This is a genomic window from Microbacterium sp. (assembly GCF_040394595.1).
In the GTDB taxonomy this organism is placed as follows: Bacteria; Actinomycetota; Actinomycetes; order Actinomycetales; family Microbacteriaceae; genus Microbacterium.
In genome coordinates this window covers 484,303-510,997 of record NZ_JBEBSA010000001.1, presented here as the reverse complement: position 1 = coordinate 510,997, position 26,695 = coordinate 484,303, and the positions used below count along the sequence as shown (strand labels likewise).

Genomic DNA, 26,695 nt, shown 5'->3' with positions numbered 1-26,695 from the left:
GGGCGTTGTAAGGAGCACACCATGAACGAGAACAACACCCCCGGCGAGGCCGGCACCCCCCAGTCGTCGCACACGGACGCCGCGGCCGGCGTGCCCGCCGGGCACGAGGTTCCCGCGAGCTTCTCCTCGGAGAGCACGGTCCCGCCGGCTTCGGCCGCGGAGACGCCGGCAGCCCCCGCATCCGCGGCGCCCGCACCGGCCGCTCCCGCCCCGGTCTTCCCCGCCCCGGGGTCGACGGCCGCGGCGGCGCAGCCCTCGCCGGGCGCGCAGCCCTCGGCACCGCAGCAGGGCGCCCCCCAGCCCGGGTACGGGGCCCAGCAGGCCCCCTCCGCACCTGCGGGCAACGTCTACACCCAGCCCTACGGCGCAGCGCCCGGTGCGCATGCGGCTCCGCACACGCCCTCCTACGGCGGACAGCACGGAGCGGGTGCGCAGGGAGCCTACGGCGCCCCCGGCGCGGCCTTCGGGGTCTCACCGCAGCACACGGCGCAGACGCTCCCGATCGACCCCCCGCACACCGCACAGGCCGGTACCGCCAAGAAGGCCGGTGGCGGAGCGCGGATCGCGGCCCTGATCGTCGCGGCGGCCCTCGTCGGAGGGGTCGCCGGCATCGGCGGCAGCGCCCTCTGGAGCTCGACAGTCGCCCAGCCCCAGGGCAGCCCCGCATCCGGTCCGCAGGCGGTGACCGTGAACAACCCCGGCTCCGTCAACGAGACGACGGCGATCGCCACGAAGGTGCTCCCTTCGGTGGTCACGATCGAGGTCTCCGGCTCGAACGAGTCCGGCAGCGGGTCCGGGGTGATCCTCGACAAGGAGGGGCACGTGCTCACCAACACGCACGTGGTCACCCTCGGCGGCGCGGTCTCCAAGCCGACCATCCGGGTCACCACCTCGGACGGACGGATCTACGACGCCACCGTCGTGGGCACCGACCCGATCTACGACCTCGCGGTGATCCAGCTGAAGGACGCCAAGGACCTCACGCCGATCGAGTTCGGCGACTCGTCGAAGCTCAACGTCGGGGACACCGCTGTGGCCATCGGCGCCCCGCTCGGCCTGTCCAACTCGGTCACCACCGGTGTGGTGAGCGCGCTGAACCGCAGCATCCAGGTCGCCTCCTCGGCGGTCCCGAAGGGCGGCACCGGCGACCAGCAGCAGGGCGACGGATCGCAGCAGAACGGCGGACCGTTCCAGTTCGACATCCCCGGCATGGGATCGCAGCAGCAGGCGTCGCAGTCGATCTCGCTCGCGGTGATCCAGACCGATGCGGCGATCAACCCCGGCAACTCGGGAGGCGCGCTGGTCGACAGCAAGGGGAACCTGATCGGCATCAACGTCGCGATCGCGACCGCGGGCGGCTCCTCGTCCTCCGGCAGCGAGTCGGGCTCCATCGGTCTCGGCTTCGCGATCCCGTCGGACGTCGCCAAGCGCGTCGCCGACCAGATCCTCAAGGACGGCGCCGCGACGCACGGGCTGCTCGGCGCCTCGGTCCGCGATGCCTCCTCGGTCGAGTCGGCCACCGTCGCCGGCGCCTACATCGTGGACATCACCTCCGGTGGCGCGGCGGGTGCGGCGGGCCTGCAGAAGGGCGACGTGGTGACCGAGATCAACGGGATCCCGGTCAGCAGCTCGAGCGACCTGACCGCTCAGGTGCGAGCCCTCGCAGGCGGCGCCACCACCAAGGTCACCTACGTGCGCGACGGCAAGTCGTACACCGCCGACGTCACTCTGGGCACCCTCAAACTCTGAGCATCCGCCCCGAAGAAGGACGCCACCCCGCGATAGGCTCGCGGGGTGGCGTCCTTCTCTTTCGGCTCCGGGAACGTGGCCAAGCTGCTGCGCATCCCGTTGTATGCCGTGGGACGCATAGGCGCCCTCCTGGTCCCGCGGGGCTCGTCCTGGGTGTTCGGCTGCGGTGCCGGCATCGGAGACGGAGCGCTCGCGCTGTGGCGCGTCGCGGATGCGGAGGGGCACCGGTCCACCTGGCTCGCCCGCGACGATCGTGATCTCGCGGACGCCCGTGCCCTCGGGATCCGCACCGTGCGCAGAGACGGTCTCCGCGGCTGGTGGGCGACCGCCCGTGCGGGCGTCGTCGTGGTGACGCACGGCCTGGGGGATGCGAACCGCTATGCGACCTCGGGGGCCTTCATCGCACAGCTGTGGCACGGCATCCCGCTCAAGCGCATCGGGCTCGACTCGCCGATGACCACGCAGGTCCCCGCGATCCCCGGCGCCGTGCTGCTGCGCCGGCTCCTCGCCGTGCTCTACCGCCGGGCGGCGCAGGGCATCCGGGTGCTGCCGGCCGCATCGCACCGCTCCCGCGGACGGCTGGAGTCGGCCTTCGGGCTCGGGGACGGGCGGGTGGTCGTGACGGGGGAGCCGCGCGTGGACGTGCTCTCGTCGGGCACCGCGCAGGAGCGCCGGAGCGCCGCGACCGCGCTCCTCACCCGCACCGGGCCGATCCCGGCGGCGACCAGGGCCGTGCTCTACGCACCGACCTGGCGCGACGGCGCGGAGGACCCGGCGGTGCCGTCGGCGCAGGACTGGGTGCGCATCATCGCCCTGCTCGAGGAGCACGACGCCATCCTGTTCGTGCGCTCGCACCCGCTCGGCGCCGGAGCCTATGCGCCGCCGTGGTCGAGCGGCCGGGTGCGGATGCTGGGGTCGGATCTCCTGCTCGACGTGATGCCCGCGCTGCCGCGGATCGACGTCCTGATCACCGACTACTCCTCGATGGCCTACGACGTGGGCCTGCTCGCGATGCCGGTGCTCTATCTGGCGCCCGATGCCGAGGAGTACGCACGGACCCGGGGCTTCTACGGGCGTTACGAGGACGTCGCCGGCACCGACTTCGCCCGGGACTGGGGGCGCGTCGCGGCCGATCTCGATGCCGTGCTCGGGGATGCGCGTGTGTTCGAGGAACGGTCGCGCCGGTCCGCTACGCTCAGCGGGACGATGCACGCGCATCGGGACGGCGGCAACACCCGCCGCGTGTACCAGGCGATCCGCGCGCGGGGGATCCCCGCGCCGAAGGGAGCAGGATGACCACCGCCCTGATCGACGGGGAACGCGAGGCGCTGGTCATCAGCGGGGTCGGGGCGAAGCCCTCCGCGGCGAGCCTGGTCGGACCGCGAGCCCGCGTCGAGGCGAAGGTCACCGGCGGGGGGAAGACCTGGAAGGCGACCTTCCCGCTGCGCGCCCCGCGCTGGGGCGGACCGGCGCTGCCGCTCCCGGCGGGCGCGTACCGCCTCGAGATCGCGGGCGCCGACACATCGGGGATGTCCGCGCCGGACACGATGCTGCCGATCCTCCGCGTCGCCGTCGAGGGCGATCGGGTGGACATCGCGCCGGCGATCGATCCGGTGTACGAGACCGCCGAAGGGCAGTCGACGCTCGAGGAGCGCTACGTCGCGCAGAGCGGCGGCACCGAGAACGCGGTCTTCTTCGAGAGCTTCTACGGCCAGAATGCGGGATGCAACCCCCGGGCTATCGACCGGGTGCTCGCCGCGCGCGCTCCGGCGGTGACACGGTACTGGGCGGTCGCCGACCTGTCGGTCGAGGTGCCGGACGGCGCCGTGCCGGTGGTCGAGGGCAGCCCGGAATGGTGGCATGCACGAGGGGCTTCGCGCGTGCTGATCGTGAACGACTGGCTGCGTCGGCGCTTCGCGCGAAAGCCCGGGCAGAAGGTGCTGCAGACCTGGCACGGCACGCCCCTCAAGCGTCTCGCGCTGCACCGGCCCGGCTTCGATCCGCGGCGGATGATGGCGGTCTTCAAGGAGTCGCGGCGCTGGGACGTCCTGCTCGCGCAGAACACCTACTCCGAGCGCATCCTGCGCAAGGCGTACGCATTCCTCGGCAGGCCGGTCTGGGTCGAGGGATACCCCCGCAACGACGTCCTCGTCGACGGCGACGCCGCCGACGTGCGCGCCCAGCTCGGCATCGGGCCGGAGGAGCACGTGCTGCTCTATGCGCCCACCTGGCGCGACGACCGTGCGGAGATGGTGGACTTCGTCGATCCGGAGCGCCTCGCGCAGGAGACCGACTCCGTCGTGCTCGTGCGCGGGCATTCCCGCACGCTGGGACCGGGACGCGACCGTGTCGGGGCGCGGGTGATCGACGTGACCGGGTATCCGGAGACCGCGCGACTGCTGCTCGCCGCCGACGCCCTGATCACGGACTACTCCTCCGTGATGTTCGACTTCAGCGTCACCGGCAAGCCGATGTACTTCCTCGTGCCGGACCTCGAGCACTATCGCGGCGAGCTGAGGGGCTTCTACTTCGACCTGTCCGAGCGCGCCCCGGGGCCGCTGGTGCGCACCCAGGAGGAGCTCGTGCGAGCGCTCGCCGGGAACGACGTCGACGCGTACGCCGCTCGCTACCTCGCGTGGCGGGCCCAGTTCAACCGGAGGGACGACGGCAAGGCCGCCGATCGCGTCGTCTCCCGTATCCTCGACCAGGGCTGGCTCACGGCTTAGCCGCATGCGCCCGGCAGAGGGCGAAAAGGCATCCCCGAGAGGGTTCGGGGATGCCTTTTTGCACACGCAGCGCGGCTGGAGCGACGGGACGGGTCAGGGGAGCGGAGTGTTCCTCGTGCCCAGCCGCGAGGCGTCGACGGTGCCTCGCGCGCCCCGCAGCAGCCCGCCGAGGAAGCCGGCGCCCCAGGACAGGTGCATGGTGGGCAGCACGAGCAGCGTCCACAGCCGCTCGCGCAGCCCCCGTCGGTCGGGGGCGAAGGCCACCGCGAGCACGAGCACCACGTACGCCGCGAGCGGGAGGTACACGACCGAGGCGAACAGCGCGGCGATCCCGGAGAGCACCCCGGTGAGCTGCAGCGCGGCCACGACGGCGGCGGCGGCGATGAGGAGGACGAGCACCGGGGGTGCGAAGAACCTCAGGCCGTTCCGGCGGCCGTAGCGCCGCACGAGCTCGCCACGCCAGGCGCCGGTGGCGCGGAACTGCCGCGCGAGCCGTGACCAGCTCTCCCGGGGCCAGTAGGTGACGGCGAGTCCCGGATCGAACCACACGAGATGACCGGCCCTCCGGATCCGCAGGTTGAGCTCCCAGTCCTCGCCGCGGCGGATCGACTCGTCGAACCCGCCGACCTCCTCGAGCACGTCACGTCGCATCACGCCGAGATAGGCCGACTCCGCCTCGCCCTCGTTCCGCGCGCCGTGGTAGGCCCCGCCGCCGAGGCCGACGGGGGAGTTGTAGAGATGCGCCGCCGCCTTCTGGAACGGGGTGCGCCCCTCGGCGCGCATCACCCCTCCGACGTTGGCGGCGCCGGTGCGCTCCAGCGTCTCGAGGGCGCGCAGTGCGTATCCGGGGGCGAGCTCGGAGTGCGCGTCGACCCGCACGACCGTGGGGAACCGGCTGGCGCGGATGGCGAGATTGAGTCCCACCGGGATGTGCGCCGCCGGGTTCTCGACGATGCGGATGCGGTCGTCCCGCGCCGCGAGCTCGTGTGCGAGCTCGGTGGTGCCGTCCTTCGACGGCCCCAGCGCGAGCACCAGCTCCGTGGGACCGCTCACCTCCTGGGCGAGCACCGAGGCCACGGCGTGCTCGAGATAGACCCGCTCGTTGAGCACGGGCATCACGAAGGAGACCCCGCCGGTGATGTCGTCGTCGTGCACCCGTCGATCATTTCATGCTGCGGCGGTGAGTTCCCCGGACGGTGCCGCGCGACCGGGCGGATAGTGTCGTGGCATGGAGTTCCCCCGGGCATCCCGCATCGCCTCGCGGCTCGACGTGGCCGCGCAGAGCCCCTCGACCAACGCGGAGCTGCGTGCACGCGCGCAGGACGTCGTCGCCTGGCCGCATCTCTCGGTGTTGCTCACCGCCGATCAGACGGCCGGAAGAGGACGGCTCGACCGCGGATGGGTCACGCCGCCCGGAGCCGCCCTGGCGATCTCCGTGGTGCTGCGCGACCTGCCCGGCGACCCTGCGCTGCGGGGGTGGCTCCCCCTGATCGCGGGCGCGGCGATGGCGGAGGCCGTCGGCGACCAGCTGCCGGGGAGGGACGTCGGAGTGAAATGGCCGAACGACGTGCTCGTCGAAGGGCGGAAGATCTGCGGCATCCTCGCGGAGGCGACGACGGACGCCGTGATCGTCGGCTCGGGAGTCAACACCGCGATGACCGCCGAGCAGCTTCCCGTGGCCACGGCGACCTCGTTCGCCGTGGAAGGCGTCGACGTCGACGCGGATCGCCTGGTCGCCGACTATCTCGGCGGCCTGGACGCCCTGCTGACGCGCCTGCGGGCCGGCGCCGACGTGCGCACCGCGGTGATCGCGCGGTGCATCACCCTCGGGCAGCAGGTGACCGTCTCGCTCCCCGGCGGCGATGCGCTGCGCGGCGAGGCCGTCGACCTCGACGAGGACGGGCGGCTCGTGGTCGCCGTGGACGGCGTCCGGCGCGCGGTCTCGGCGGGCGACGTCGTGCACGTCCGGCCCGTCTGATCCGCCCCCGACGTGGCGCGGCGAGGCTGACACGCCGCGGCTGAGAGCGGGTTGTCGGCGCCTCCGGGCACAATGGAGGGGTGACCCAGCCCGTGACGCTCGGAGGACGGCCGACGATGCCGCCGCCCGGCGCGCCCGTCGAAGAGCTGCTGATCGCGCGCTTCCGCGGCCACGCCCGCCGGCTGTTCTGGTCGGCTCTCGTGCTCATCGGGGTCTGCGGGGCCACCGCGTACTTCTACGGCAACCTCCCCGCGCCGTTCCAGAACTGGATGCTGCTGGCCGCGGCGGGCGCGGCCGTGCTGCTTCTCGTGATCGTGCCCTTCCTCGTCTGGAGGGCGCGCACCTACACGATCACCACCCGCCGCGTGATCGTGCGCGACGGCATCGGCGCGAGCCGGCGCCGCGAGCTCTCCCACGCCCGCGGATACTCCATCGCCGTCCGTCGCGGCCTGCTCCAGCGGCTCTGGGGAGCGGGGACGATCACGCTCACCAACGGCGTCGACGCTCCATTGCGTCTCGCGAACGTGCCCAGTGTGAACCTGGTGCACGAGACGCTCGCCGACCAGATCGAGGTCAGCCAGATCCTCGCCCACCGGGATGCGCAGTCCGGCGTCGTGCTCCCGCCCGCGCACCCGGGCGCCTGAGCGATACGCGAGAATGGACGCGACGGAAGGAGTCGCGGATGGGTGTGCGCATCGGCGTGATCGGCGGAGGGCAGCTCGCCCGGATGATGATCGCCCCGGCGGTCGAGCTCGGGCTCGAGTTGCGGGTGCTCGCAGAGGGTGAGGGGATGTCCGCGCAGCTCGCGGCGACCGGGGTCGGCGACTACCGCGACCTGGAGACGGTGCGCGCCTTCGCCCGTGAGGTCGACGTCATCACCTTCGACCACGAGCACGTCCCGCAGGAGGTGCTGCGCGCCCTGGTGGCCGACGGCGTGGCGGTGCACCCCGGGCCGGACGCTCTGCAGTTCGCCCAGGACAAGCTCGCGATGCGCGCCCGCCTCGCCGAGCTCGGCGTGCCGCAGCCCGAGTGGGCGGCCGTGCGCGACGAGGGGGAGCTCCAGGCATTCCTGGACGACCACGGAGGACGCGCCGTCGTGAAGACGCCCCGCGGCGGATACGACGGCAAGGGCGTCCGGGTGGTCTCGGACGCGGCTGAGGCCGCCGACTGGCTGGGTGCTCTCGAGGGCGGGGCGCTCCTCGCGGAGGAGCTGGTCTCCTTCACCCGCGAGCTCGCGCAGCAGATCGCCCGGCGACCCGGCGGGCAGACGGCGGCCTACCCCGTGGTCGAGACGGTGCAGCGCGACGGCGTCTGCGCCGAGGTCATCGCCCCCGCGCCGCACTCCACCGAACGGCTCGTGCGGGTCGCGGCCGAGATCGGCGAGCGGATCGCCGAGGGCCTCGACGTGACCGGCATGCTCGCAGTCGAGCTGTTCCAGACCGACGACGAGCGGATCCTGGTGAACGAGCTCGCCATGCGCCCGCACAACAGCGGGCACTGGAGCCAGGACGGCGCCGTGACCGGCCAGTTCGAGCAGCACCTCCGGGCCGTCGCCGACCTGCCGCTCGGTGACCCCCGCCCGCTCGCGGAATGGGCGGTGATGGTGAACATCCTCGGCGGCCCGGCCGAGGGGCGCATCGACGAGCGGTTCGCGGCGGCGATGGACGCGCATCCGGACGCCAAGGTGCACACCTACGGCAAGGACCCCCGCCCCGGACGCAAGGTCGGTCACGTCAACGCGGTCGGCGACGACCTCGACGACGTGGTCTACACGGCGCGCTCCGCCGCCGGGCACTTCGCCTGAGGATCCGCTGAGCGTCTGCCCGCGCGGGGCCCGCAGGCGCGCGCCGTTCCGCCGTTCTCCCAGCGGCGGGCCGTAGCCTGAACGGGTGACTGAGCCTCTGCACTCCTCGGATTCCCCCCTCGTCGGCGTCGTGATGGGGTCCGACTCCGACTGGCGGGTGATGAGCGACGCGTCGCAGGCGCTCACCGACTTCGGCATCGCCCACGAGGTGGAGGTGGTCTCGGCCCACCGGACGCCCGACAAGCTGATCTCCTACGGACGCGAGGCCCGCGCTCGCGGCATCCGGGTGATCGTCGCCGGTGCCGGGGGCGCGGCGCACCTCCCGGGCATGCTCGCCTCGGTCACGGCTCTGCCCGTCATCGGCGTCCCCGTGCCCCTCGCCTACCTCGACGGGATGGACTCGCTGCTCTCGATCGTGCAGATGCCCGCGGGCATCCCGGTCGCCACGGTGTCCATCGGCGGCGCCCGCAACGCGGGCATCCTCGCGGCGCGCATCCTCGGCGCCTCCGACGACGCCCTCGCCGACCGCGTCGAGCAGTACGCCCGCGACCTCGAGTCCCAGGTCGCCGAGAAGAACGATCGCCTGAAGGGCAGCCTGTGACGCTCGCCCCGCCGAGGGCGAACGCCCGCCCGATCATCGAGACGCGCCCGCTGCGCAACCCCGAGACCTCGAACGCCGAGGTCATGGGGAAACGGGCGTGGTGGCTCGTGGCGATGAACGTGCTCCTCCCGGGGTCGGCACAGGTGCTCGCCGGGAACAGGAGGCTCGGCCGCTTCGGGCTCGGCGCCACCCTCATCGGCTGGCTGCTGGTGCTGTTGACCCTGGGGCTCGCGCTGTTCTGGCGGTCGGCGCTGATCACGTTCGCGACCAACTGGTTCGTGCTCACTCTCGTGCAGGTGCTGCTGCTCGGCTACGCGGTGCTCTGGATCGTGCTGACCATCGACACCCTCCGGCTCCTCCGGCTCGTGAAGCTGCCGACGATCTCGCGGTTCGCCAGCCCCATCGCGGCGCTGGTCGTGCTGGCGCTCGCCGCGGGCGGGGCCGTCTACGGATCCACGGTCGCCGCCTCCAGCCGCGGCGCCATCACGACGATCTTCGGCAACAGCGGACCGAGCCTCCCGCCGAGCGACGGCTATTACAACATCCTGCTGCTCGGCGCGGACAGCGGCGACGGACGCGACTCGATGCGCTTCGACAGCATCTCGGTGGCGTCGGTGAACGCGACGACCGGTGCCGTGACGCTCTTCGGCATCCCGCGCGAGCTCCCGCACGCGCCGTTCCCCGACGACAGCCCGATGCACAAGCTGTACCCGGACGGGTTCCAGGGGCACAGCTCGCCGACCTGCGGGTGGAACCCCTGGATGAACCACATCCGCAACGCCGCCGAGGTCTGCCGCAAGGACAAGGGCGTGTCCCTCTACCCGAAGGCGCAGGCCGAGGGATCGTTCCCCGGCGTCGAGGCGACCAAGGACGCCGCGGAGGGCGTGCTCGGGATCAAGATCCCGTACTACGTCTTCCTCGACATGAAGGGCTTCGCCGAGCTGGTCGACGCCCTCGGCGGTGTGGACATCAAGGTCACCGAACGCCTTCCGAAGGGCGGCGGGCCCGGCGACACGAACAAGACGCCGGATCAGTGGGCGATCGGATGGATCGAGCCCGGGCAGCAGCACATGAACGGCGACACCGCGCAGTGGTATGCGCGATCGCGGTACACGACCAGCGACTGGGACCGCATGAAGCGCCAGCGGGAGCTGCAGGAGGCGATCCTGCGGCAGTTCACACCGGAGAACGTGCTGTCGCGGTTCAACGACATCGCCGCCGCGGGCACGGCCCTCGTGCAGACCGACCTGCCGAAGGACAAGCTCCCGGAGTTCTTCGACCTGATGATGAAGGCGAAGAAGCAGCCGGTGAACCAGGTGGAGCTGACACCCGAGAACGGCGTCGGCGAGAAGGACCCCGACTACGCGGGCATCCACGCGATGGTGCAGAACGCCCTGCACCCGCCGACACCGAAGAAATGACGATCGAGAGGATGAGGGCCACTCCATGAGCGCTCAGCTGAGGATCGTGCTGGACCAGGTCTCGCAGATCGTCGACCCGGACCTCGCGTCGGCATCGCTCGACCTCGCGGCGGGGCTGGTCGATACCGCGCCGCGCGACTGCACCGTGGGAGCGATCGTGCCCGGGGGAGCCGAGGTCGACATCGCCGGGCTCGACGACGTGCGCGCCCTCTCCGGAGGGCGTCGCGAGCTGGCCGCCGCCTGGCAGCTGGGCTTCGCGCCGGGCGTCGGCGGCGGGCTGATCCACGCCCCGACGCTGATGGCGCCGCTGGTGCGCCACGACCGTCTGCACGACAACGACCAGACGACAGTGACCCTCTGGGATCTGCGGGCCTGGGAGGCCCCGGAGCTGCTGTCGAAGACGTCGGTCGCCTGGCAGCGCGGGATGCTCCGCCGTGCGGTGAAGCACGCCGACGCGGTGGTCGTCCCCTCTCATGCGATCGCCGAACGGCTCGCCGAGATCGCGACGCTGGGGGAGCGGATCCGGGTGATCGCCGGTGCCCCGCCGCGCGGCTTCGCCGCCCCCGTCGACGACGTCGGCCGGCGCCGGACCCTCGGGCTCCCCGAGAGGTTCGCCGTGGTGGTCGGCGATCCCGCCGCGATGACCCCGGCGTTCCGCGCCGTCGCGACGGCGGGCCTGGACGCGGTCGTGCTGGACGCCGTGGAGGGCGCGGAGCCGGCGATCGCCGATGCCGCGGCCGCAGCCGGCCTCGCCGAGGGGCGCGCGCACGTGCGCGGCGCGCTCGAGGAGAGGGATCGCGCCGCGGTCCTCGCCGGTGCGGAGGGCGTGCTGGCCCCCGGAGCCGTCGCGGCCTGGCCCTGGCGGGTCGTCGAGGCGATGGCCCTGGGCGCGGCGGTCATCGCGGTCGACAGCGGTGTGCACCGCGACGTGATCGCCGACGGAGGCCTGCTCGCCTCCGCGGAGGACTTCGCCGACGCCGCCGCCGCCGCGTTCGCCGACCGGACGGAACGGCTTCGCGTGCTCTCCGCCGACCGTGGTCGCGCCTTCTCGTGGTCCAGCACCGCGGAGCGGGTCTGGGCGCTGCACGCCGAGCTCTGAGCGCGCGCGAGGAGCTTGCTGAACGCGGCATCAGAATGCCGCCGACACGCGGGCTCAAAGTGCCGTTTCATGAGTCACAGTGGCATCATTCCTCAACTTCAGTCACACTAGTCACATGTCTCGAAGTGCCCCCCGCTTTCGAAACGTGCCCCGGAGCAGCCGGTTCGTCGCCACCCTGGTGGCGGTCCTCGCCCTGATCCTCGGTGCGGCAGCGCCCGTAGAAGCAGCTCAGTCGACCCCGGCGACGGTCGTCGCATCCGGAGCCGTCGGAGGCCCGGTCAAGGCGACGCTGGTCGGCTTCGCCCCGGGCAACCTCGTCAGCGACGCGGTCTTCACGGCCAAGGACACGATGACCGAGGCGCAGATCCAGGCCTTCTTCGACTCGAAGGTCAAGACCTGCCAGTCGGGCTACACCTGCCTGAAGGACTTCCGGATCACCTCCGTCAACCGTCCGGCGGACACCTACTGCAAGGGCTACACCGGCGGGGCCAACGAGTCGGCCGCACGGATCATCTACAAGGTCTCGCAATCCTGCGGCATCAACCCGCAGGTGATCATCATCATGCTCCAGAAGGAGCAGGGCCTCGTGACCCACACCTGGCCGAGCACCTGGCGCTACGACAGCGCGCTGGGACAGGGCTGCCCGGACGATGCACCCTGCAACCCGCAGTACGTGGGCTTCTTCCACCAGATCTACGGCGCGGCGCGGCAGATGCAGGTCTACATGGAGGGCCGCTACTTCACCTGGTACGCGCCGGGGAAGACCTGGAACATCCTCTACAACCCGAGCCAGTCGTGCGGCAGCTCTCCGGTGTACATCGCCAACAAGGCGACGGCGGCGATGTACTACTACACGCCCTATCAGCCCAACGCCGCGGCGCTGCGTGCCGGCTACGGCACGGGCGACGGATGCTCGGCCTACGGCAACCGCAACTTCTACAACTACTTCACCGACTGGTTCGGCTCGACGCAGACGCCCTCGGGCAACGAGACGCCCGAGCAGCCCAAGCCGACCCCGAAGATCACCTCCTTCGACAAGGACTCGTATGTGGTGGCAGCGGACACCGCGGGCGGCGTCTACGCCTATCCCTACGACAACGGGGAGTGGGGGCTGCGGCTGTCGATCGCATCGATGCCCGGGCTCAAGAGCCTCATCGGGGTCGGAGACCTCGACGGCGACGGCCATCGGGACCTGATCGCCACCACCGCGACGGGGACGTTCCTGCTCAGCGGAGACGGAGACGGGGGTTTCTCCGCTCCCGAGAAGCTCGCGGTGAACTGGTCCGGAGCGACGAGGATCACCGCCGCGGGCGACTTCGACGGGGACGGCATCCCCGATGTCTTCACCGTCGACGCGGCGGGACAGCTGTGGCTCTGGCCGGGTACGAACCGGGGCGGTTTCGGCAAGGCCAAGGTGGTCGGTGTGGGGTGGAACACGATGCCCACCATCGTCGGCGGTGTCGACGTGAACGGTGACGGCATCCCCGACCTCTTCGCGCGAGACGCCGCAGGAGCCCTCTACGTGTACCTCGGAGCGAAGGACGCGAAGTGGAACGGGCGTGTGAACGCCGGGGTCGGTTTCCACACGATCGACAAGCTCTTCGTGCCAGGCGACGTCACGGGTGACGGCATCCCCGACATCATGGGCATCGATCCCGCCGGAGCGATGAGCATGTTCCGCGGGTCGCGCGCCGGAGCGCTGGCGAACGGCCCCCGTTCGGGCACCGGTTGGGGGTCCATGAGCGTGATCACCGGCCCCGGCCCGATCGCCGGCGCTCCTCGTCCCCGCCCGGCGGCGGTGGCGTCCGGCATCGGCGACGTCGACAGGGACGGGGCGCAGGACGTCGCCGGCCTCGACGCGTCGGGCACAGTGCAGGTGTATCGGGGCGCGGGGACGGGCGGATGGCGCGGTGCGATCCCGGCCGCCACCGGATGGGACCCGAAGGACCGGCTGGTGTCACTCGGCGACTTCAACGGCGACGGCGAGCAGGACCTCGGCCGTATCAAGGCCGACGGCACCTTCTGGCTCTATCCGGGCACCGGCAAGGGGACGTACGGTGCTCCGAAGGAGATCGGACAGGGCTGGAACCAGATCGCGGCGGTCGTCGGAGGGATCGACTTCGACGGCGACGGGACGATCGACGTGATCGGGCGCAAGGCCGACGGCACGCTCCTGCTCTACCGGGGTGACGGCAAGGGATGGTGGCTCCCGGGGCCGAAGACGATCGGCAACGGCTGGGACATCGGGACGATGATCATCAACGCCGGCGACATCGACGGCGACGGCATCTCGGACATCCTGCTGCGGCGCAAGGACGGCACGCTCTGGCTCTACCCGACGGACGGCGCGGGAGGCTGGGGCACGCCGCGACAGGTCGGAAACGGCTGGAATCTGATGAACTCGATCATCGCGCCCGGCGATTTCAACGGCGACGGGGTGCCGGATCTCCTCGCCCGAGACGGCAGCGGCAACCTGTGGCTCTACCCTGGCGCGGGCAACGCGACCTGGGGTGCGCGCAAGCAGGTCGGCAACGGGTGGATGATGTTCACGAGCCTCGGCTGAGCGGGGCGCAGGGAGACGGACAGGGCCCTCCTCTAGAATGAACGAGCTTCTTCCGAAGCCCGGAAACCAGAGAAAGACTTCGTGAACAGCTCTCCCGATCTCTTCGCCGCCGTCCCCCGGTCGGCGTTCGACACCCCCGGTCGCAGTCACGGACTGATCGACGTCATCAGGTGGCGGTATCTGCTGCGGCTCCTCGTGCGCACCGGGGTGACGACGCGGTATCGCAATTCCGTGCTCGGCTGGACCTGGTCGTATGTGCGTCCGGCCGCGCAGTTCCTGGTGTTCTGGGTGGTGCTCGGGATCTTCATGGATCTGAACAAGGGCATCCCCAACTACCCGGTGTACCTGTTCTCCGGCATCGTCGTGATCAATCTCTTCTCGGAGGGGTTCAAGAACGCGACGACGTCGATCGTGGGCAACGCGCCGCTGGTGCGCAAGGTCTTCCTGCCGAGGCAGTTGTTCGCGGTCTCGGCGATCATCGTCGCTTTCGTGCACTTCCTGCCCCAGGTGGCCCTGCTGCTGATCGTCTGCCTGCTGCTCGGGTGGGCGGTGCACATCACGGTGCTCTCGGTGCTGGCGTTCCTCGCGGGCATGATCATCGTGATGGTGTTCTCGCTCGGTCTCGGACTGTTCTTCGGAGCACTGAACGTGCGCTTCCGCGACGCGGAGAACATCGTCGAGCTGATGCTGCTGCTCGCCACCTGGGCCTCTCCGGTGCTCTACGCGTGGACGATGGTCCACACGGCGATCGTCGACCGTCTGCACTGGCCGAGCTGGATCGTCGACCTGTACCTCCTTAACCCGATCACGCAGGGCGTGGAGCTGTTCCACTACGCCTTCTGGCGCCCCGCGTCGGAGGGGCTGGTGTCGGGCGTCGGCTACTCGGGGAACCCGATGATCGAGCTGCCGCCCGCCCTGGGGTGGAACACGCTGTGGACCTTCCTGATCTCCGTCGCCGCGCTGCTGATCGGCCAGATGGTCTTCCGCCGACTCGAGGGAAGGTTCGCGCAGGATCTATGAGCGAGCAGACGATCAGACCCAGCATCATCATCGACGACGTGCGGAAGAGGTTCACCCTCAACCACGCGTTCTCGCTGAAGGACACGATGGTGTCCTGGATCAAGCGGCGGAAGCTCACCAGCGACTTCGAGGCGCTCAAGGGGGTCGACGCCGTCATCAGCGAAGGCGAGTCCGTCGCGATCCTCGGCATGAACGGCTCGGGCAAGTCGACCCTGCTCAAGCTGATCTCCGGCGTGATGGAGCCGGACGCCGGCGAGGTGCTGACCCGCGGTCGGGTCGCGGGGCTCATCGAGGTCGGCGCGGGGTTCCACCCGGAGCTGTCCGGCCGGGAGAACGTGTTCCTCAACGCCGCCATCCTGGGCATGAAGCAGCACGAGATCGAGGCGCGCTACGACGAGATCGTCGCGTTCAGCGAGATCGAGGAGTTCATCGACCAGGAGGTCAAGCACTACTCCTCCGGGATGTTCATGCGACTGGCGTTCTCCGTGGCGATCCACGTCGAGCTCGACATCCTCCTCGTCGACGAGATCCTCTCTGTCGGTGACGCTCCCTTCCGCGAGAAGTGCCGTCTCAAGTTCGAGGAGCTGATCGCCGCGGGCAAGACCCTCGTCGTCGTGACCCACGACATGGAGATGGTCCGCGAGCTGTGCACCCGCGGCATCGTCATCGACAAGGGCACGCTCGCCTACGACGGCGACATCGAGGGCGCCATCGCCCTGGTGGACGCATGATGTCGGAATGGATCGGGCAGGCGCCCGCTCTGCTGGTCGCGTTCGCACTGCTGATCGTGCCCGGCCTCCCCATGGCCGTGCTGCTCCGGTTCCGGGGCCTGCTCCTGCCCGTCGCGGCGATCACGGGCTCGATGGCGAGCATCGTGGGCGCGAGCATCCTCGCCCCGATCCTCGGTCTCCGGTGGTCCATCTGGCCCGTGCTCGGCGTCGCCGCAGCGATCACGCTGATCGCGGCGGTGCTGCGTTTCCTCTCCCGGGGGAGGACGGAGATCGTCCACGCCGGCGAGTCCGGACGATCCTGGATCGCGGTCGCGGTGTCCATCGTCGGGTGGATGGTGATCCTGGTGCTCGGGATCATGGGTCCCGACCATCCCTCGCAGCTGTTCGACGGCCTGTTCCATCTCAACGCGGTGGAGTTCATCCAGCAGACGGGTGACGCCTCGCCGTTCCACATGACGATGGTGCTCCCCGGGACCGAGACGTCGTTCTATCCGACCGGCTGGCATGCGGCGGTGTCGCTGCTGCTTCCCTTCTCCGCGAGCATCGTCACGGCCACGAACGTGATGACCGTCGCCGTGATCTCACTCCTCTGGCCCCTCGGGATCGCCGCCCTCTCGGCCGCACTGTTCCCGCAGAATCGGGCGGTCGCGTTCTGGACCCCGCTCGCCGCGTTCGGGTTCAGCGTTTTCCCCCTCGGGTTCCTCAACTGGGGTGTCCTCTACCCGAACCTCCTCGGCATGCTCCAGGCGCCGATGCTCATCGCACTGGTGCTGATCGCCTGCCGGCGCGGGCTGGTCCTTCCGCAGCGGATCGGCGCCGTCCTCCTCGTGCTCGCCTCGGCGGGCGCGGTCGCCATCAGCCACCCCTCCGCGCTCCTCGGCGTGGTCGCGCTTCTCGTGCCCTTCGCCGCCTGGTGGACGCTGAAGGGCTGGCGAGCGGCGGGGCGTTCGGCTCGCATCGCCCTGGTCGCCGTCGCGCTCGTCGTGCTGGTGGCGCTGGCCGCCGTCTGGACGGTCGCGAACGTCACCACCAACGAGTGGCTGCCGGGAGCGACACTCGCGCAGGCGATCGGGGAGACCGCCTTCCTGAGTCCCGTCGGCCGCGCGACCGGCCTCCTCGTCGGACCGCTCGCCGTGGTCGGCATCTGGGCGACGGTCCGCGAGCGCCGTTGGTGGATCCTGTGGAGCCATGGCGTCGCGATCCTGCTGTTCCTCGTCTCGACCTGGCTGCCGGTGCTCTCCCTCCGCAGCGCGATCGTCGGAATCTGGTACGACGACACGACACGCGTCGCCGCCTTCCTGAGCATGTTCGGACTGCCTCTCGCCGGCTACGGGGCCGCGATCGTCGCCGAGTGGGTGCGAGACCGCTGGCAGCACGGCAACAGGCTCGGCACGGGGGCGTTCGTGCTCTGCGCCGTCCTGCTCGCCGCCACCCACCTCTTCGCCCTCCAGGGCGATCTGCGGTTCATGCGTGGCGTGAGCTTCCGATTCGACCAGGAATCGCAGGGGCTGTCCTCCGACGAGGCGAAGCTCTTCGCGAAGGCGGATGCCTTCCTCGACGACAAGAGCCTGGTGATCGGCGATCCGCTCACCGGCGCGGGACTCCTCTACGCGTACACCGGCCACGATGTCGTGTTCCCCCACGTCACGGGCGACTACGGTCCCGACGCCGCTCTGCTCGCACGCTCCCTCCGCACCGGGGAAGCCGACGTCTGCGCAGCCATCGACCGGCTCGGGGTGACGAACGTCCTGGATTTCGGCGACAGGGAACTGTTCGAGAACTACTACACGACGTTCGACGGTCTCCACGACCTGAAGGACGTGCCCATCCTGACCCTCGAGGCGAGGGTGGGGGACGCCGCGCTCTACTCCGTCACCGGGTGCCGCTAGAGCGCTGCTCCCGCTGGGCGGCGTCGAGGAGCGCGACCTGGCGCGCGAGCAGCGTCAGCTGCCGCTGGTGCGCCACATGACGCCGGTGCTGTGTGTAGACCGATGCGAGGAAGACCATCACGAGTACGTAGAGCAGCAGGTCCGTGCCGCGGCCGACGCCGATCGCCCGTGCGATCCAGGTGAGCATCTGCGGGAACATGATCGCGAGGATCGTGCCGAGTGCGAACACCAGCATGAGCAGACGCCGGATGGCCAGGTGGCTGTCGGCGCCCGTGCGGCGCATCATGACGCTGGCGAGGAGGACGATGCCGGCGATGAGGAGGATCTGGATCCACACGACGATCACCTCACCATCAGGTCGACGAGGATGTTCACGGAGTTCAGCACGCTCTGCCCCTTGGCCTTGGAATAGTCGGTGTACAGCAGCTCCACGGGGTACTCCCGCCAGGCGAGTCCCGTGCGGCCCAGGCTCAGGACGATCTCCGTCGCGTGCGCCATCCGGTCCTGTTTGAGATCGATCCGCTCCGCGGCGTCCCGCCGGATGACGCGGAGACCGTTGTGGGCGTCGGTGAGCTTGAGGCTCGTCGTGAGATTGGTCACCCAGATGGCCGTCTTGAGGATCACCTTCTTGATCCAGCCGGGGTTGGTCCGGTCGTCGAGGAAACGCGAGCCGAAGACGATGGCGAGGTCTTCGGAGCGCGCGAGCTCGAGCATGCCGAGCGCGTCCTCGACGCGGTGCTGTCCGTCGGCGTCGAAGGTGACCAGGTACTCGCACTCCGGGTGCGAGAGAGCGTAGGTGATGCCTGTCTGCAGCGCCGCGCCCTGGCCGAGGTTGACGGGGTGCTGCACCACGAAGGCGCCGGCGGCCTCGGCCGCCGCAGCGGACCCGTCCGTGGAGCCGTCGTCGACGCAGACGACGTGCGAGAAGTGCTTCTTGAGGTCGGTGACGACGCCTGCGATCACACTCGCCTCGTTGTACAGCGGGATGACGATCCAGGCGGCCCGATCGGGCGTGCGTTGCGCGGGGACGCTCGAGGACATGGTTCCATTGTGTCAGGTGTCGCTTCCGGCATCGTGACGGAACACCGAGAGGGCGTATGACCAGCACCCGACGACGAGTCGCGATCGCGACGAGAGTGTACGTGCCGGAGGCGACCGCGGCGAGCTTCCGGATGGAGGCGCTGGCGAACGCGCTGGCCCAGGACGCCGATGTGACGGTGCTGACGACGCGTCCCCCGACCTCCGGCACGTCCGAGCCCGTCGGCGCCGGTCCGAGGGTCAAGCGAGCCCGGGTGCTCCGCGACCGGTCGGGGGCGATTCGCGGCTACGTGCAGTACCTGTCCTTCGACATCCCGTTGTTCTTCCGGCTGCTGGCCACCCCGTCCGATGCGATCGTCGCAGAGGCGCCGCCCACGACCGGCCTCATGGCGGTCCTCGCAGGCCTCTTGACCCGGCGGCCGGTCGTCTACTATCCCGGCGACGTCTGGTCCGACGCCGTCGCCTCGATGAAGGCCCCGCGTCCGGTGATCGCCGTGATGACCGCACTCGAGGGGTTCGTCCTCCGTCGTTCCCGTCGCTCGCTCGCGGTGTCGGGAGAGGTGGCGGAGCGCCTCGCCGCGCTCGGGGGGCATGCCGAGCGCGTGATCGAGGTCGGCAACGGCATCGATACCGGCGTGTTCTCGCCGGCCGTCACCGCTCCGGAGACCGATCATCCCTATTTCGTCTACACCGGGACGATGTCGGAATGGCAGCAGCCGGAGGTCTTCATCCGGGCGCTCGCTCTGCTCGACGACGAACGCGTCGAGCTGCGGTTCTTCGGTCAGGGATCGGTGGAGGCCGAACTGCGGCGACTCGCGGAGGAGATCGTCCCCGGTCGCGTGCACTTCGGCGGGGTGGTGAGTCCCGCCGATTCCGCAAGGTGGATCAGGGGGGCGGTCGCCGCGCTCGTGAGCATCGTCCCGGGGATCGGCTACGACTTCGCCCGGCCGACGAAGACCTATGCGGCCGCCGCCGTCGGCACCCCGGTGCTCTTCGCCGGCGCGAGGACCGGCGGGGATCTGGTGCGCGATGCGGGACTCGGCGAGGCGACGTCCTTCGACGCCGAGGACGTCGCGACGGCGATGTCCGGGCTTCTCGGCCAGGCCGCGGACGGTGTCACGGAGAGCCGACGCGGTGCGCGTGTCGGCTGGGCTGCGGAGAACGCCTCGCTGCAGACCGTCGGCCGCCGTGCGGCGGACGTCGTTCGCGGCGTCCTCCCGGACTCGCCGGATCATCGGCGATAGAATCGCGGGGTGCCGCCGAGACCCGGTGGCGTGCGAAGGAGTCCAGTGACCGGTTTCACAGGTGTGCGGATCGTCGACTCCGCCGATGTATCGCCCGACGCATCCGTCGGTGCCGGGTCATCGATCTGGCACCTCGCACAGGTCCGCGAACAGGCACAGCTCGGTGAGAACTGCATCGTCGGCCGTGGAGCGTACATCGGCACCGGGGTCGTCATGGGCGATAACTGCAAGGTGCAGAACTACGCCCTCGTGTACGAGCCCGCGAAACTCGGCGACGGCGTGTTCATCGGCCCCGCCGTGGTCCTCACCAACGACACCTATCCCCGGGCGATCAACCCCGACGGCACGATCAAGAGCGCTCACGACTGGGAGCCGGTCGGCGTGACGATCGAGCGGGGAGCCGCCGTCGGAGCACGGGCGACCTGCGTCGCCCCGGTGACCATCGGCGCCTGGGCGACCGTCGCCGCCGGCGCCGTCGTCGTGAAAGACGTCCCGCCCTACGCCCTCGTCGCGGGCGTTCCCGCGCGCCGCATCGCCTGGGTGGGCGAGTCCGGAGTGCCGCTGAAGGCCGGCGACGCCGATGGCCTCTGGATCTGCCCGGCCAGCGGCGACCGATACATCGAAACCGATGGAAACCTGAGCAAGGAGTCCCTGTGAGCGATTTCATTCCCCCGGCGAAGCCGATCATCGGCGACGAGGAGCGCGAGGCGGTCGACCGCGTGCTGCGCAGCGGCATGGTGGCGCAGGGCCCGGAGGTCGCCGCTTTCGAGCAGGAGTTCTCCGCGCACTTCGTGCAGGGGCGCCCCTCGGTCGCGGTGAATTCCGGGACCGCGGGTCTGCACCTCGGTCTGCTCGCCGCGGGCGTCGGCCCGGGCGACGAGGTCATCGTCCCGTCGTTCACGTTCGCGGCGACGGGCAACTCGGTCGCGCTGACCGGTGCGACGCCGGTGTTCGCGGACATCGAGCCGGAGACGTTCACGCTCGACCCCGTGGCCGTGGCCGCGGCGATCACGCCCCGGACGAAGGGCATCCTCCCGGTGCACCTCTACGGGCACCCCGCGCGGATGCGCGAGCTGGAGGCTCTGGCCTCCGAGCGCGGCATCGCGCTCTACGAGGACGCCGCCCAGGCGCACGGCGCGTCTCTCGACGGCCGTCCGGTCGGCACGTTCGGCGAGTTCGCGATGTTCAGCCTCTACCCGACGAAGAACATGACCAGCGGGGAGGGCGGCATGGTCTCCACGGCGACCGACGAGCTCGCCCGGATGGTGAAGCTGCTGCGCAACCAGGGCATGGAGCGGCAGTACGAGAACGAGGTCATCGGCTTCAACGCGCGGATGACCGACATCCATGCCGCGATCGGCCGCGTGCAGCTGAACAAGGTGGATGCGTGGACCCGCACTCGCCAGGACAACGCCGCGTTCCTCGACGCGAACCTGCGCGGTGTGGTCGTGCCCCCGGTGGCCGACGGCGCCGTGCACGTCTACCACCAGTACACGATCCGGGTCGCGGACGACCGTGACGGCTTCGTGAGGGCCCTCAAGGACGAGCACAGCGTGGGTGCGGGCGTCTACTACCCGATCCCCAACCACCGCCTCCCGTCGCTCGCGCACTTCGCCCCGGGTCTCGACCTACCCGAGACCGAGCGGGCTGCTCGCGAGGTGGTGTCCCTCCCGGTGCACCCGTCGCTCTCCCCGGACGACCTGGAGCGGATCGTCGCGGCCGTGAACACCGTGGCAGGAGCGGGCGCCTGATGGCGCTGCGGGCCGGGCTTCTCGGCGTCGGGATGATGGGGCGCCATCATGCCCGGGTGCTCCGTGAGGTGGACGGGGTCGACCTGGTCGCGATCGCGGATCCGGGTGGCGATCCGCACGGGGTCGCCGGTGAGCTGGAGATCCTGCCCGACATCGACGCGCTGATCTCCGCGGGGATCGACATCGCTGTCGTGGCGGTGCCGACACGCTTCCACGAGGACGCCGCCCTCAAGCTCGCCGCCGCGGGTGTGCACACGCTCGTCGAGAAGCCGATCGCGCACAGCGTCGAGGCCGGTCAGCGCATGGTCGACGCCTTCACCGCCGCCGGTCTCGTGGGCGCCGTGGGGCACATAGAGCGTTTCAACCCGGCGCTGCAGGAGCTGCGCCGCCGGCTCGAGTCCGGTGAGCTCGGCGCGGTCTACCAGGTCGCGACGCGTCGCCAGGGGCCGTTCCCCTCGCGGATCGCCGATGTCGGGGTCGCGAAGGACCTCGCCTCCCACGACGTCGACCTCACCGCATGGGTCGTGCAGAGCGACTACGAACGGATCTCCGCGCAGACCGCGTTCAAGTCGGGCCGCGATCACGAGGACATGATCGTCATCACCGGACGCACCGCGTCGGGCGTGATCGTGAACAACATCGTGAACTGGCTCTCCCCGATGAAGGAGCGGCTCACGGTCGTGACGGGGGAGAAGGGCGCATTCGTCGCGGACACGTCGACCGGCGACCTCACGTTCTACTCGAACGGCACGATCCCCCTGGAGTGGGAGTCGGTGTCGAGCTTCCGCGGCGTCTCCGAGGGGGATGTCACCCGCTACGCCTTCGCCAAGCGCGAGCCCCTGCGGGTCGAGCACGAGGCCTTCCGTGACGCCGTGCTCGGCGAGCGGACCGATGTGGTGACCATGGAACAGGGGCTGAAGACCCTCGCCGTGGTCGAGGCGGCGCTCGACTCCGCCCGGGAGGGGGAGGCCGTGCGCCTCCTGCACACATCCTGACCGCGCCCGCCGACGTCCCCGTCGCAAGGAGCAGACAGTGAAGGAACAGATCGCGATCCTGCGGCGGATCCTCGATCATCTGCCGCCGAACGCCCGCCGCTACATCCTGTCCTACATGGTGTGGTCGTCGTCCCTCGCGATCCTCGACGTGGCCGCGCTGATGCTGCTCGCGGCCTCGCTGTCGTCGATGATCAATCAGCTGCCGGTCCCGCTGCCGGTGATCGGGCCCGTCGGCCCCAGCGGCTACGTCTGGATCATTCTCGGCGTCTCCGCGCTCATCATCGTGAAGTCCATGCTCGCGGTCTGGATGCAGTGGCGGGCCACGCGCCGTATGGCCGCCTTCGAACTGGAGATCGGCGACCGGCTGTTCGACTCCTACATCCGTGCCCCCTGGACCGAGCGGCTCAAGAGGAACGCATCGGAGCTGGTGCGGATGGCCGACATCGGCATCGCGAACCTCACCAGCGGCTTCCTGCTGCCGTTCATGAACCTGCCGTCGCTGCTCGCGACGTCGGTCGTGATCATGGTCCTCATCCTCTTCGTCCAGCCGCTGACCGCGGTGGTCACGATCGTCTACCTCGGGCTCATCGCCGTCTTCCTCTACGTCGGGCTGTCGGCGCGCACCGTCCAGGCCGGGCGTGTGAACCGGGACTACTCCTTCCGCGTGGCCTCCCTCATCACCGACATGGTCGGCGCCTTGAAGGAGATCACGCTCCGCAACAAGGCCGCTGACGTCGCCGAGGTCGTGCGCGACAACCGACGCTTCACCGCGAAGGCCCGCGCGAACCTGAACTTCCTCGGCGCCGTGCCGCGATTCGTGCTCGACGCTGCGCTGGTCGGCGGGTTCGTCCTGGTGGGCGGCGCGGCACTCCTCTTCGGTGACGGAGACATGAGCGCCGCGATCTCGGCGGTGGCGCTGTTCGGTGTGGCCGGGATGCGTCTGGTGCCATCGCTGACCTCGCTGCAGGCGATCAACAGTCAGCTCATGGCCAACGGCGTGCACGCGCATCTCGTCATCGACGACATCGAACTCGCCGAGGAGTTCCTCCGCAACGAGGAGCACATCGGCAAACACGCGATCGAAGGCGACCCGCGGGAGCTCACCCTCTCCGGCGTCGGATTCTCGTACCCGAACAGCGAGGAACCGGCGCTGCGGGACGTCAACGCGACCGTGAGGCTGGGATCGACCCTCGGGATCGTCGGATCGAGCGGGGCGGGCAAGTCGACGCTCATCGACGTCCTGCTCGGGCTCATCACCCCCACCGAGGGTGAGATCAGCCTCGGATCCCAGAGCCTGGTCGACGTGCTCTCCGCCTGGCGCGGTCGGGTCGGCTACGTGCCGCAGGACGTCGCCCTGTTCGACGGGACCGTCGCCCAGAACGTCGCCCTCAGCTGGGGCGACGACATCGACGAGGAGCGCGTGAGGGAGGCCCTCGACCGGGCGCAGCTGCTCACGGTCGTCGATGGTCGGCTCGGAGGGGTCTCAGCGCGCATCGGAGACCGCGGGCTCGGGCTCTCCGGAGGGCAGCGTCAGCGTCTCGGCCTGGCCCGCGCCCTGTACGCGGAGCCGCTCGTGCTGGTCCTCGACGAGGCGACGAGCGCCCTGGACACCCGCACGGAGTCCGAGGTGATGAAAGCGATCCGCGAGCTGCGCGGCGATGTCACGATCATCTCCGTGGCGCACCGGCTGGCGACCATCCGCGACAACGACGAGATCTGGTTCATGAGGGACGGGCGGATCGAGGCGCGCGGTGCCTTCGACGAGGTCGTCGCGGCGGAGCCGGAGTTCGAACGACAGGCGCGTCTCGCGGGGCTGGCATGACCGCGGTCGAGGTCGTCATTGCCGTACACAGCGAGTCCCGTCCGATCGAGCGCGCCGTCCGGTCGGTGCTGGCCGCGGGCAAGGAGGCGCGAGCGCTGGTCGTCGTCCACGGGATGCCGATCGAGCCCATCGCCCGGAGGCTCGAGGGGCTCGACGGCGGCCGCATCCGGCTCATCCGGCACGACGACGGGAGACGGAGCCCGGCGGGCCCCCGCAACGCGGGGTTCACGGCGGCCGAGGGGCCGTATGTCTCGGTGCTCGATTCCGACGACGAGCTCGATCCCGAGGCGCTGGATACGGCGCTCCGGCGTATCGAGGAGACCGGGGCCGAGGTCTGCATCCTTCCGCAGCGCAATGCCGGCGGCCCGCAGATGGAGACCCCGCTGGTACGGGCAGGTCGCGCGCGTGTGCTGGACGTCGTCCGGGACCGCCTGTTCACCCGGACCGGTCCGCTGTGCGTGATGCCCGCTGATCTCGCGCGCGATCTGATGCCGCTGTACGACACGCGGTTCCGCAACGGCGAGGACATCTCGGCGAGCGCACGGATCTGGGCTGCGCATACCTGCGTCTACGTGCGGACGGATCCGGGCAACGTCATGCATCACGACGCCGACGACCGCGTCACCTCACGGGGCACCTTGCGCCTGGACGACGTGCTGGAGGCCCCGACCGCCATCGCGTCCGATGCCTGGGTGGGCGCGTTGTCCCCGATGCTCCGGCAATCGCTCGCCGCGAAGATGATCCGCGTGCACCTTCTCGGGGTGCTCGATCGTGCGGATGTCCGCGACGAGACGGAAGCTCGCTTGGCGCAGGCCTGCCTCTCCGCGTGGCTCGACGTGTCCCGAGCGGCGACGCGCGGGCTGTCGCGCTCTGATCGCCGCGTGCTCGACGCCGTCGCGGTCGCCGACCCGCAGCGCATCCGTGCCGCCCTCGACGCAAGGAACGCGGCGGGACGGCTCTCTCGGTTGATGCCCCGCAATCCTCTCCGGCTCCTCGACCGCGACGGCGACCTGCGCCGGCTCCTCGTCTACCGGGCGTACCGGCGTGCGGAGCGCGGGTAGATGGCGGCGGCCCTGAGCCCGGCGGTGCAGGCGGCGCGGTTGCTTCCCGACGGTCTGCTGCGGCGCCTGCTCCCCGCCCGCATGGAGTTCGACGGTGCGGAGGCGCATCCCCTGGTGTTCCCGGAGGGCTCCGTCCGGCTGTTCATCGGGCCGGCGAACTTCGCGGGGCAGGGGTGGGCATGGGCTCGGGCCGCGGAACGTCTCCCCGGAGTCGGCGCCGTGTCCATGGCCTCCTTCGGGGCGGGCGGATACGGCTTCGCGGTCGACCAGGCGGTGCCTGCCAGCGTGTTCCTGCTGTCACGACGGTGGGAGAGGTCGCAGCGCCGCGCGCTCCTGGAACGGGCGACCCATGTGATCATCGAGTCGGGCCGGGCGCTGCTCGCGGGCGACGCGCGGGTCGGCGACGAGATCGAGACGCTCCGGGCGGCCGGCGTGAAGGTCGCGCTGCTGGGGCACGGCAGCGACGTCCGCGACGGACGCCGACACGCATCCTCTTTCGAGGAGTCCCCCTACCGCGATGAGGAATGGGGCCAGCGGGCCGGGACGGAGCGGGCATCGGAGGCGCACCGCGAGCTCTTCCGGGCGGTAGGCGTTCCGCTCTTCGTGTCGACCCCCGGGCTGCTCGACGACGTGCCGGGAGCGACCTGGCTGCCGGTGGTCGTCGATCCGCTCCGCTGGGCGAGCGAACGGATCCCCCTCAGCGGAGCCGTAGAGCCCCCGTTGGTCGTCCACGCGCCGAGCAGTCCGGTGCTCAAGGGGACCGGTCTGATCGAGCCCGTGCTGGAAGGGCTCGTCGGTGAGGGGCTCATCCGGTACCGGCGGCTGACTGGGGTGCCGGCGGATCACATGCCGTCCGCGTTCGCGGAAGCGGACATCGTGCTCGATCAGTTCCGTCTCGGCGACTATGGCGTCGCGGCCTGCGAGGCCATGGCGGCCGGGAGGATCGTGATCGGCAACGTGCACGATGACGCGCGTGCGCGCGTGCGCGCCTCGACAGGACTCGATCTGCCGGTGGTCCAGGCCCGGGCCGAGGAGGTCGGGAGCACGATCCGGGGGCTGCTCTCGGAGCCCGCCGCTGCGCGCGTCGTTGCCGCACGCGGCCCGCTGTTCGTGGAGGCGGCGCACGACGGACGCCTCGCCGCCGAGGCGCTGCGCTCGTTCCTGAGGAGCTGACGGCCCTCGGCTAGCATGTGCCTGCACAGG

At 70.5% G+C, this 26,695-nt stretch carries 23 protein-coding genes; 20 read left to right on the top strand and 3 right to left on the bottom strand.

The window, feature by feature from the left end; genetic code table 11:
- Nucleotides 1–21: 21 nt before the first annotated feature.
- The 3 genes from ABWO84_RS02520 to ABWO84_RS02510 are packed head-to-tail and all read left to right on the top strand — an operon-like array spanning nt 22 to nt 4,475.
- Nucleotides 22–1,749, top strand: a complete 1,728-nt coding sequence (locus ABWO84_RS02520; RefSeq protein WP_353112174.1) for a S1C family serine protease — start codon at nt 22–24, stop codon at nt 1,747–1,749.
- A gap of 45 nt (nt 1,750–1,794) precedes the next feature.
- Nucleotides 1,795–3,045: a CDP-glycerol glycerophosphotransferase family protein gene (locus ABWO84_RS02515; protein WP_353112172.1), complete on the top strand. Its 1,251-nt coding sequence runs from the start codon at nt 1,795–1,797 to the stop codon at nt 3,043–3,045.
- A complete protein-coding gene (locus ABWO84_RS02510) occupies nt 3,042–4,475 on the top strand; it encodes a CDP-glycerol glycerophosphotransferase family protein (protein WP_353112170.1) in 1,434 nt (477 codons plus the stop codon). The genes ABWO84_RS02515 and ABWO84_RS02510 overlap by 4 nt, the downstream gene beginning before the upstream one ends.
- A 93-nt stretch (nt 4,476–4,568) precedes the next feature.
- Here the strand turns inward: ABWO84_RS02510 and ABWO84_RS02505 are convergent, their stop codons facing one another.
- The gene (locus tag ABWO84_RS02505) at nt 4,569–5,630 is read right to left on the bottom strand and encodes a glycosyltransferase family 2 protein (protein ID WP_502915370.1); all 1,062 of its coding nucleotides are present in this window, start codon (nt 5,628–5,630) and stop codon (nt 4,569–4,571) included.
- A 73-nt stretch (nt 5,631–5,703) separates the two neighbouring features.
- Between ABWO84_RS02505 and ABWO84_RS02500 the strand changes: the two genes are divergently transcribed.
- From ABWO84_RS02500 to ABWO84_RS02455, 10 genes are all read left to right on the top strand, one after another.
- Nucleotides 5,704–6,453, top strand: coding sequence for a biotin--[acetyl-CoA-carboxylase] ligase (locus ABWO84_RS02500; protein ID WP_353112168.1), 750 nt, complete (start codon nt 5,704–5,706; stop codon nt 6,451–6,453).
- An 80-nt stretch (nt 6,454–6,533) separates the two neighbouring features.
- On the top strand, nt 6,534–7,097 hold the full coding sequence (locus tag ABWO84_RS02495) for a PH domain-containing protein (protein WP_502915369.1): 564 nt from the start codon (nt 6,534–6,536) through the stop codon (nt 7,095–7,097).
- Nucleotides 7,098–7,135: 38 nt separating this feature from the next.
- On the top strand, nt 7,136–8,257 hold the full coding sequence (locus ABWO84_RS02490) for a 5-(carboxyamino)imidazole ribonucleotide synthase (RefSeq protein WP_502915368.1): 1,122 nt from the start codon (nt 7,136–7,138) through the stop codon (nt 8,255–8,257).
- A 133-nt stretch (nt 8,258–8,390) separates the two neighbouring features.
- Nucleotides 8,391–8,858: a 5-(carboxyamino)imidazole ribonucleotide mutase gene (gene purE, locus ABWO84_RS02485; protein ID WP_353112294.1), complete on the top strand. Its 468-nt coding sequence runs from the start codon at nt 8,391–8,393 to the stop codon at nt 8,856–8,858.
- Entirely contained in the window at nt 8,855–10,279 is a 1,425-nt protein-coding gene (locus ABWO84_RS02480; protein WP_353112166.1) for an LCP family protein, read from the top strand. The genes purE and ABWO84_RS02480 overlap by 4 nt, the downstream gene beginning before the upstream one ends.
- Before the next feature lie 25 nt (nt 10,280–10,304).
- The gene (locus ABWO84_RS02475) at nt 10,305–11,378 is read left to right on the top strand and encodes a glycosyltransferase (RefSeq protein ID WP_353112164.1); all 1,074 of its coding nucleotides are present in this window, start codon (nt 10,305–10,307) and stop codon (nt 11,376–11,378) included.
- 145 nt (nt 11,379–11,523) lie between these two features.
- Nucleotides 11,524–13,941, top strand: a complete 2,418-nt coding sequence (locus tag ABWO84_RS02470; RefSeq protein WP_353112162.1) for an FG-GAP repeat domain-containing protein — start codon at nt 11,524–11,526, stop codon at nt 13,939–13,941.
- A gap of 81 nt (nt 13,942–14,022) precedes the next feature.
- Nucleotides 14,023–14,961, top strand: a complete 939-nt coding sequence (locus tag ABWO84_RS02465; RefSeq protein WP_353112160.1) for an ABC transporter permease — start codon at nt 14,023–14,025, stop codon at nt 14,959–14,961.
- The gene (locus ABWO84_RS02460) at nt 14,958–15,692 is read left to right on the top strand and encodes an ABC transporter ATP-binding protein (protein ID WP_353112158.1); all 735 of its coding nucleotides are present in this window, start codon (nt 14,958–14,960) and stop codon (nt 15,690–15,692) included. Before ABWO84_RS02465 ends, ABWO84_RS02460 begins: the two co-directional genes overlap by 4 nt.
- The gene (locus ABWO84_RS02455; protein ID WP_353112156.1) at nt 15,692–17,581 is read left to right on the top strand and encodes a DUF6541 family protein; all 1,890 of its coding nucleotides are present in this window, start codon (nt 15,692–15,694) and stop codon (nt 17,579–17,581) included. Before ABWO84_RS02460 ends, ABWO84_RS02455 begins: the two co-directional genes overlap by 1 nt.
- Here the strand turns inward: ABWO84_RS02455 and ABWO84_RS02450 are convergent.
- Nucleotides 17,565–17,918, bottom strand: a complete 354-nt coding sequence (locus ABWO84_RS02450) for a DUF2304 domain-containing protein (protein ID WP_353112154.1) — start codon at nt 17,916–17,918, stop codon at nt 17,565–17,567. The genes ABWO84_RS02455 and ABWO84_RS02450 overlap by 17 nt on opposite strands.
- 5 nt (nt 17,919–17,923) lie before the next feature.
- Nucleotides 17,924–18,622, bottom strand: coding sequence for a glycosyltransferase family 2 protein (locus tag ABWO84_RS02445; protein ID WP_353112152.1), 699 nt, complete (start codon nt 18,620–18,622; stop codon nt 17,924–17,926).
- Nucleotides 18,623–18,678: 56 nt separating this feature from the next.
- Here ABWO84_RS02445 and ABWO84_RS02440 point away from each other — a divergent pair, with 56 nt between their 5' ends.
- The 7 genes from ABWO84_RS02440 to ABWO84_RS02410 are packed head-to-tail and all read left to right on the top strand — an operon-like array spanning nt 18,679 to nt 26,665.
- Nucleotides 18,679–19,863 carry a glycosyltransferase gene (locus ABWO84_RS02440; protein WP_353112150.1) on the top strand — a complete coding sequence of 395 codons (1,185 nt, stop codon included), beginning with the start codon at nt 18,679–18,681 and terminating at the stop codon, nt 19,861–19,863.
- Between the two features lie 45 nt (nt 19,864–19,908).
- A complete protein-coding gene (locus ABWO84_RS02435) occupies nt 19,909–20,520 on the top strand; it encodes an acyltransferase (protein ID WP_353112148.1) in 612 nt (203 codons plus the stop codon).
- Entirely contained in the window at nt 20,517–21,614 is a 1,098-nt protein-coding gene (locus ABWO84_RS02430; RefSeq protein ID WP_353112146.1) for a DegT/DnrJ/EryC1/StrS family aminotransferase, read from the top strand. The genes ABWO84_RS02435 and ABWO84_RS02430 overlap by 4 nt, the downstream gene beginning before the upstream one ends.
- The gene (locus tag ABWO84_RS02425) at nt 21,611–22,609 is read left to right on the top strand and encodes a Gfo/Idh/MocA family oxidoreductase (RefSeq protein WP_353112292.1); all 999 of its coding nucleotides are present in this window, start codon (nt 21,611–21,613) and stop codon (nt 22,607–22,609) included. Before ABWO84_RS02430 ends, ABWO84_RS02425 begins: the two co-directional genes overlap by 4 nt.
- 37 nt (nt 22,610–22,646) lie before the next feature.
- Nucleotides 22,647–24,431 (top strand): ABC transporter ATP-binding protein, encoded by a 1,785-nt coding sequence (locus ABWO84_RS02420; protein ID WP_353112144.1) that lies wholly within the window; start codon nt 22,647–22,649, stop codon nt 24,429–24,431.
- Nucleotides 24,428–25,492: a glycosyltransferase family 2 protein gene (locus ABWO84_RS02415; RefSeq protein ID WP_353112142.1), complete on the top strand. Its 1,065-nt coding sequence runs from the start codon at nt 24,428–24,430 to the stop codon at nt 25,490–25,492. The genes ABWO84_RS02420 and ABWO84_RS02415 overlap by 4 nt, the downstream gene beginning before the upstream one ends.
- Entirely contained in the window at nt 25,493–26,665 is a 1,173-nt protein-coding gene (locus ABWO84_RS02410; RefSeq protein ID WP_353112140.1) for a hypothetical protein, read from the top strand.
- Nucleotides 26,666–26,695: the final 30 nt, after the last annotated feature.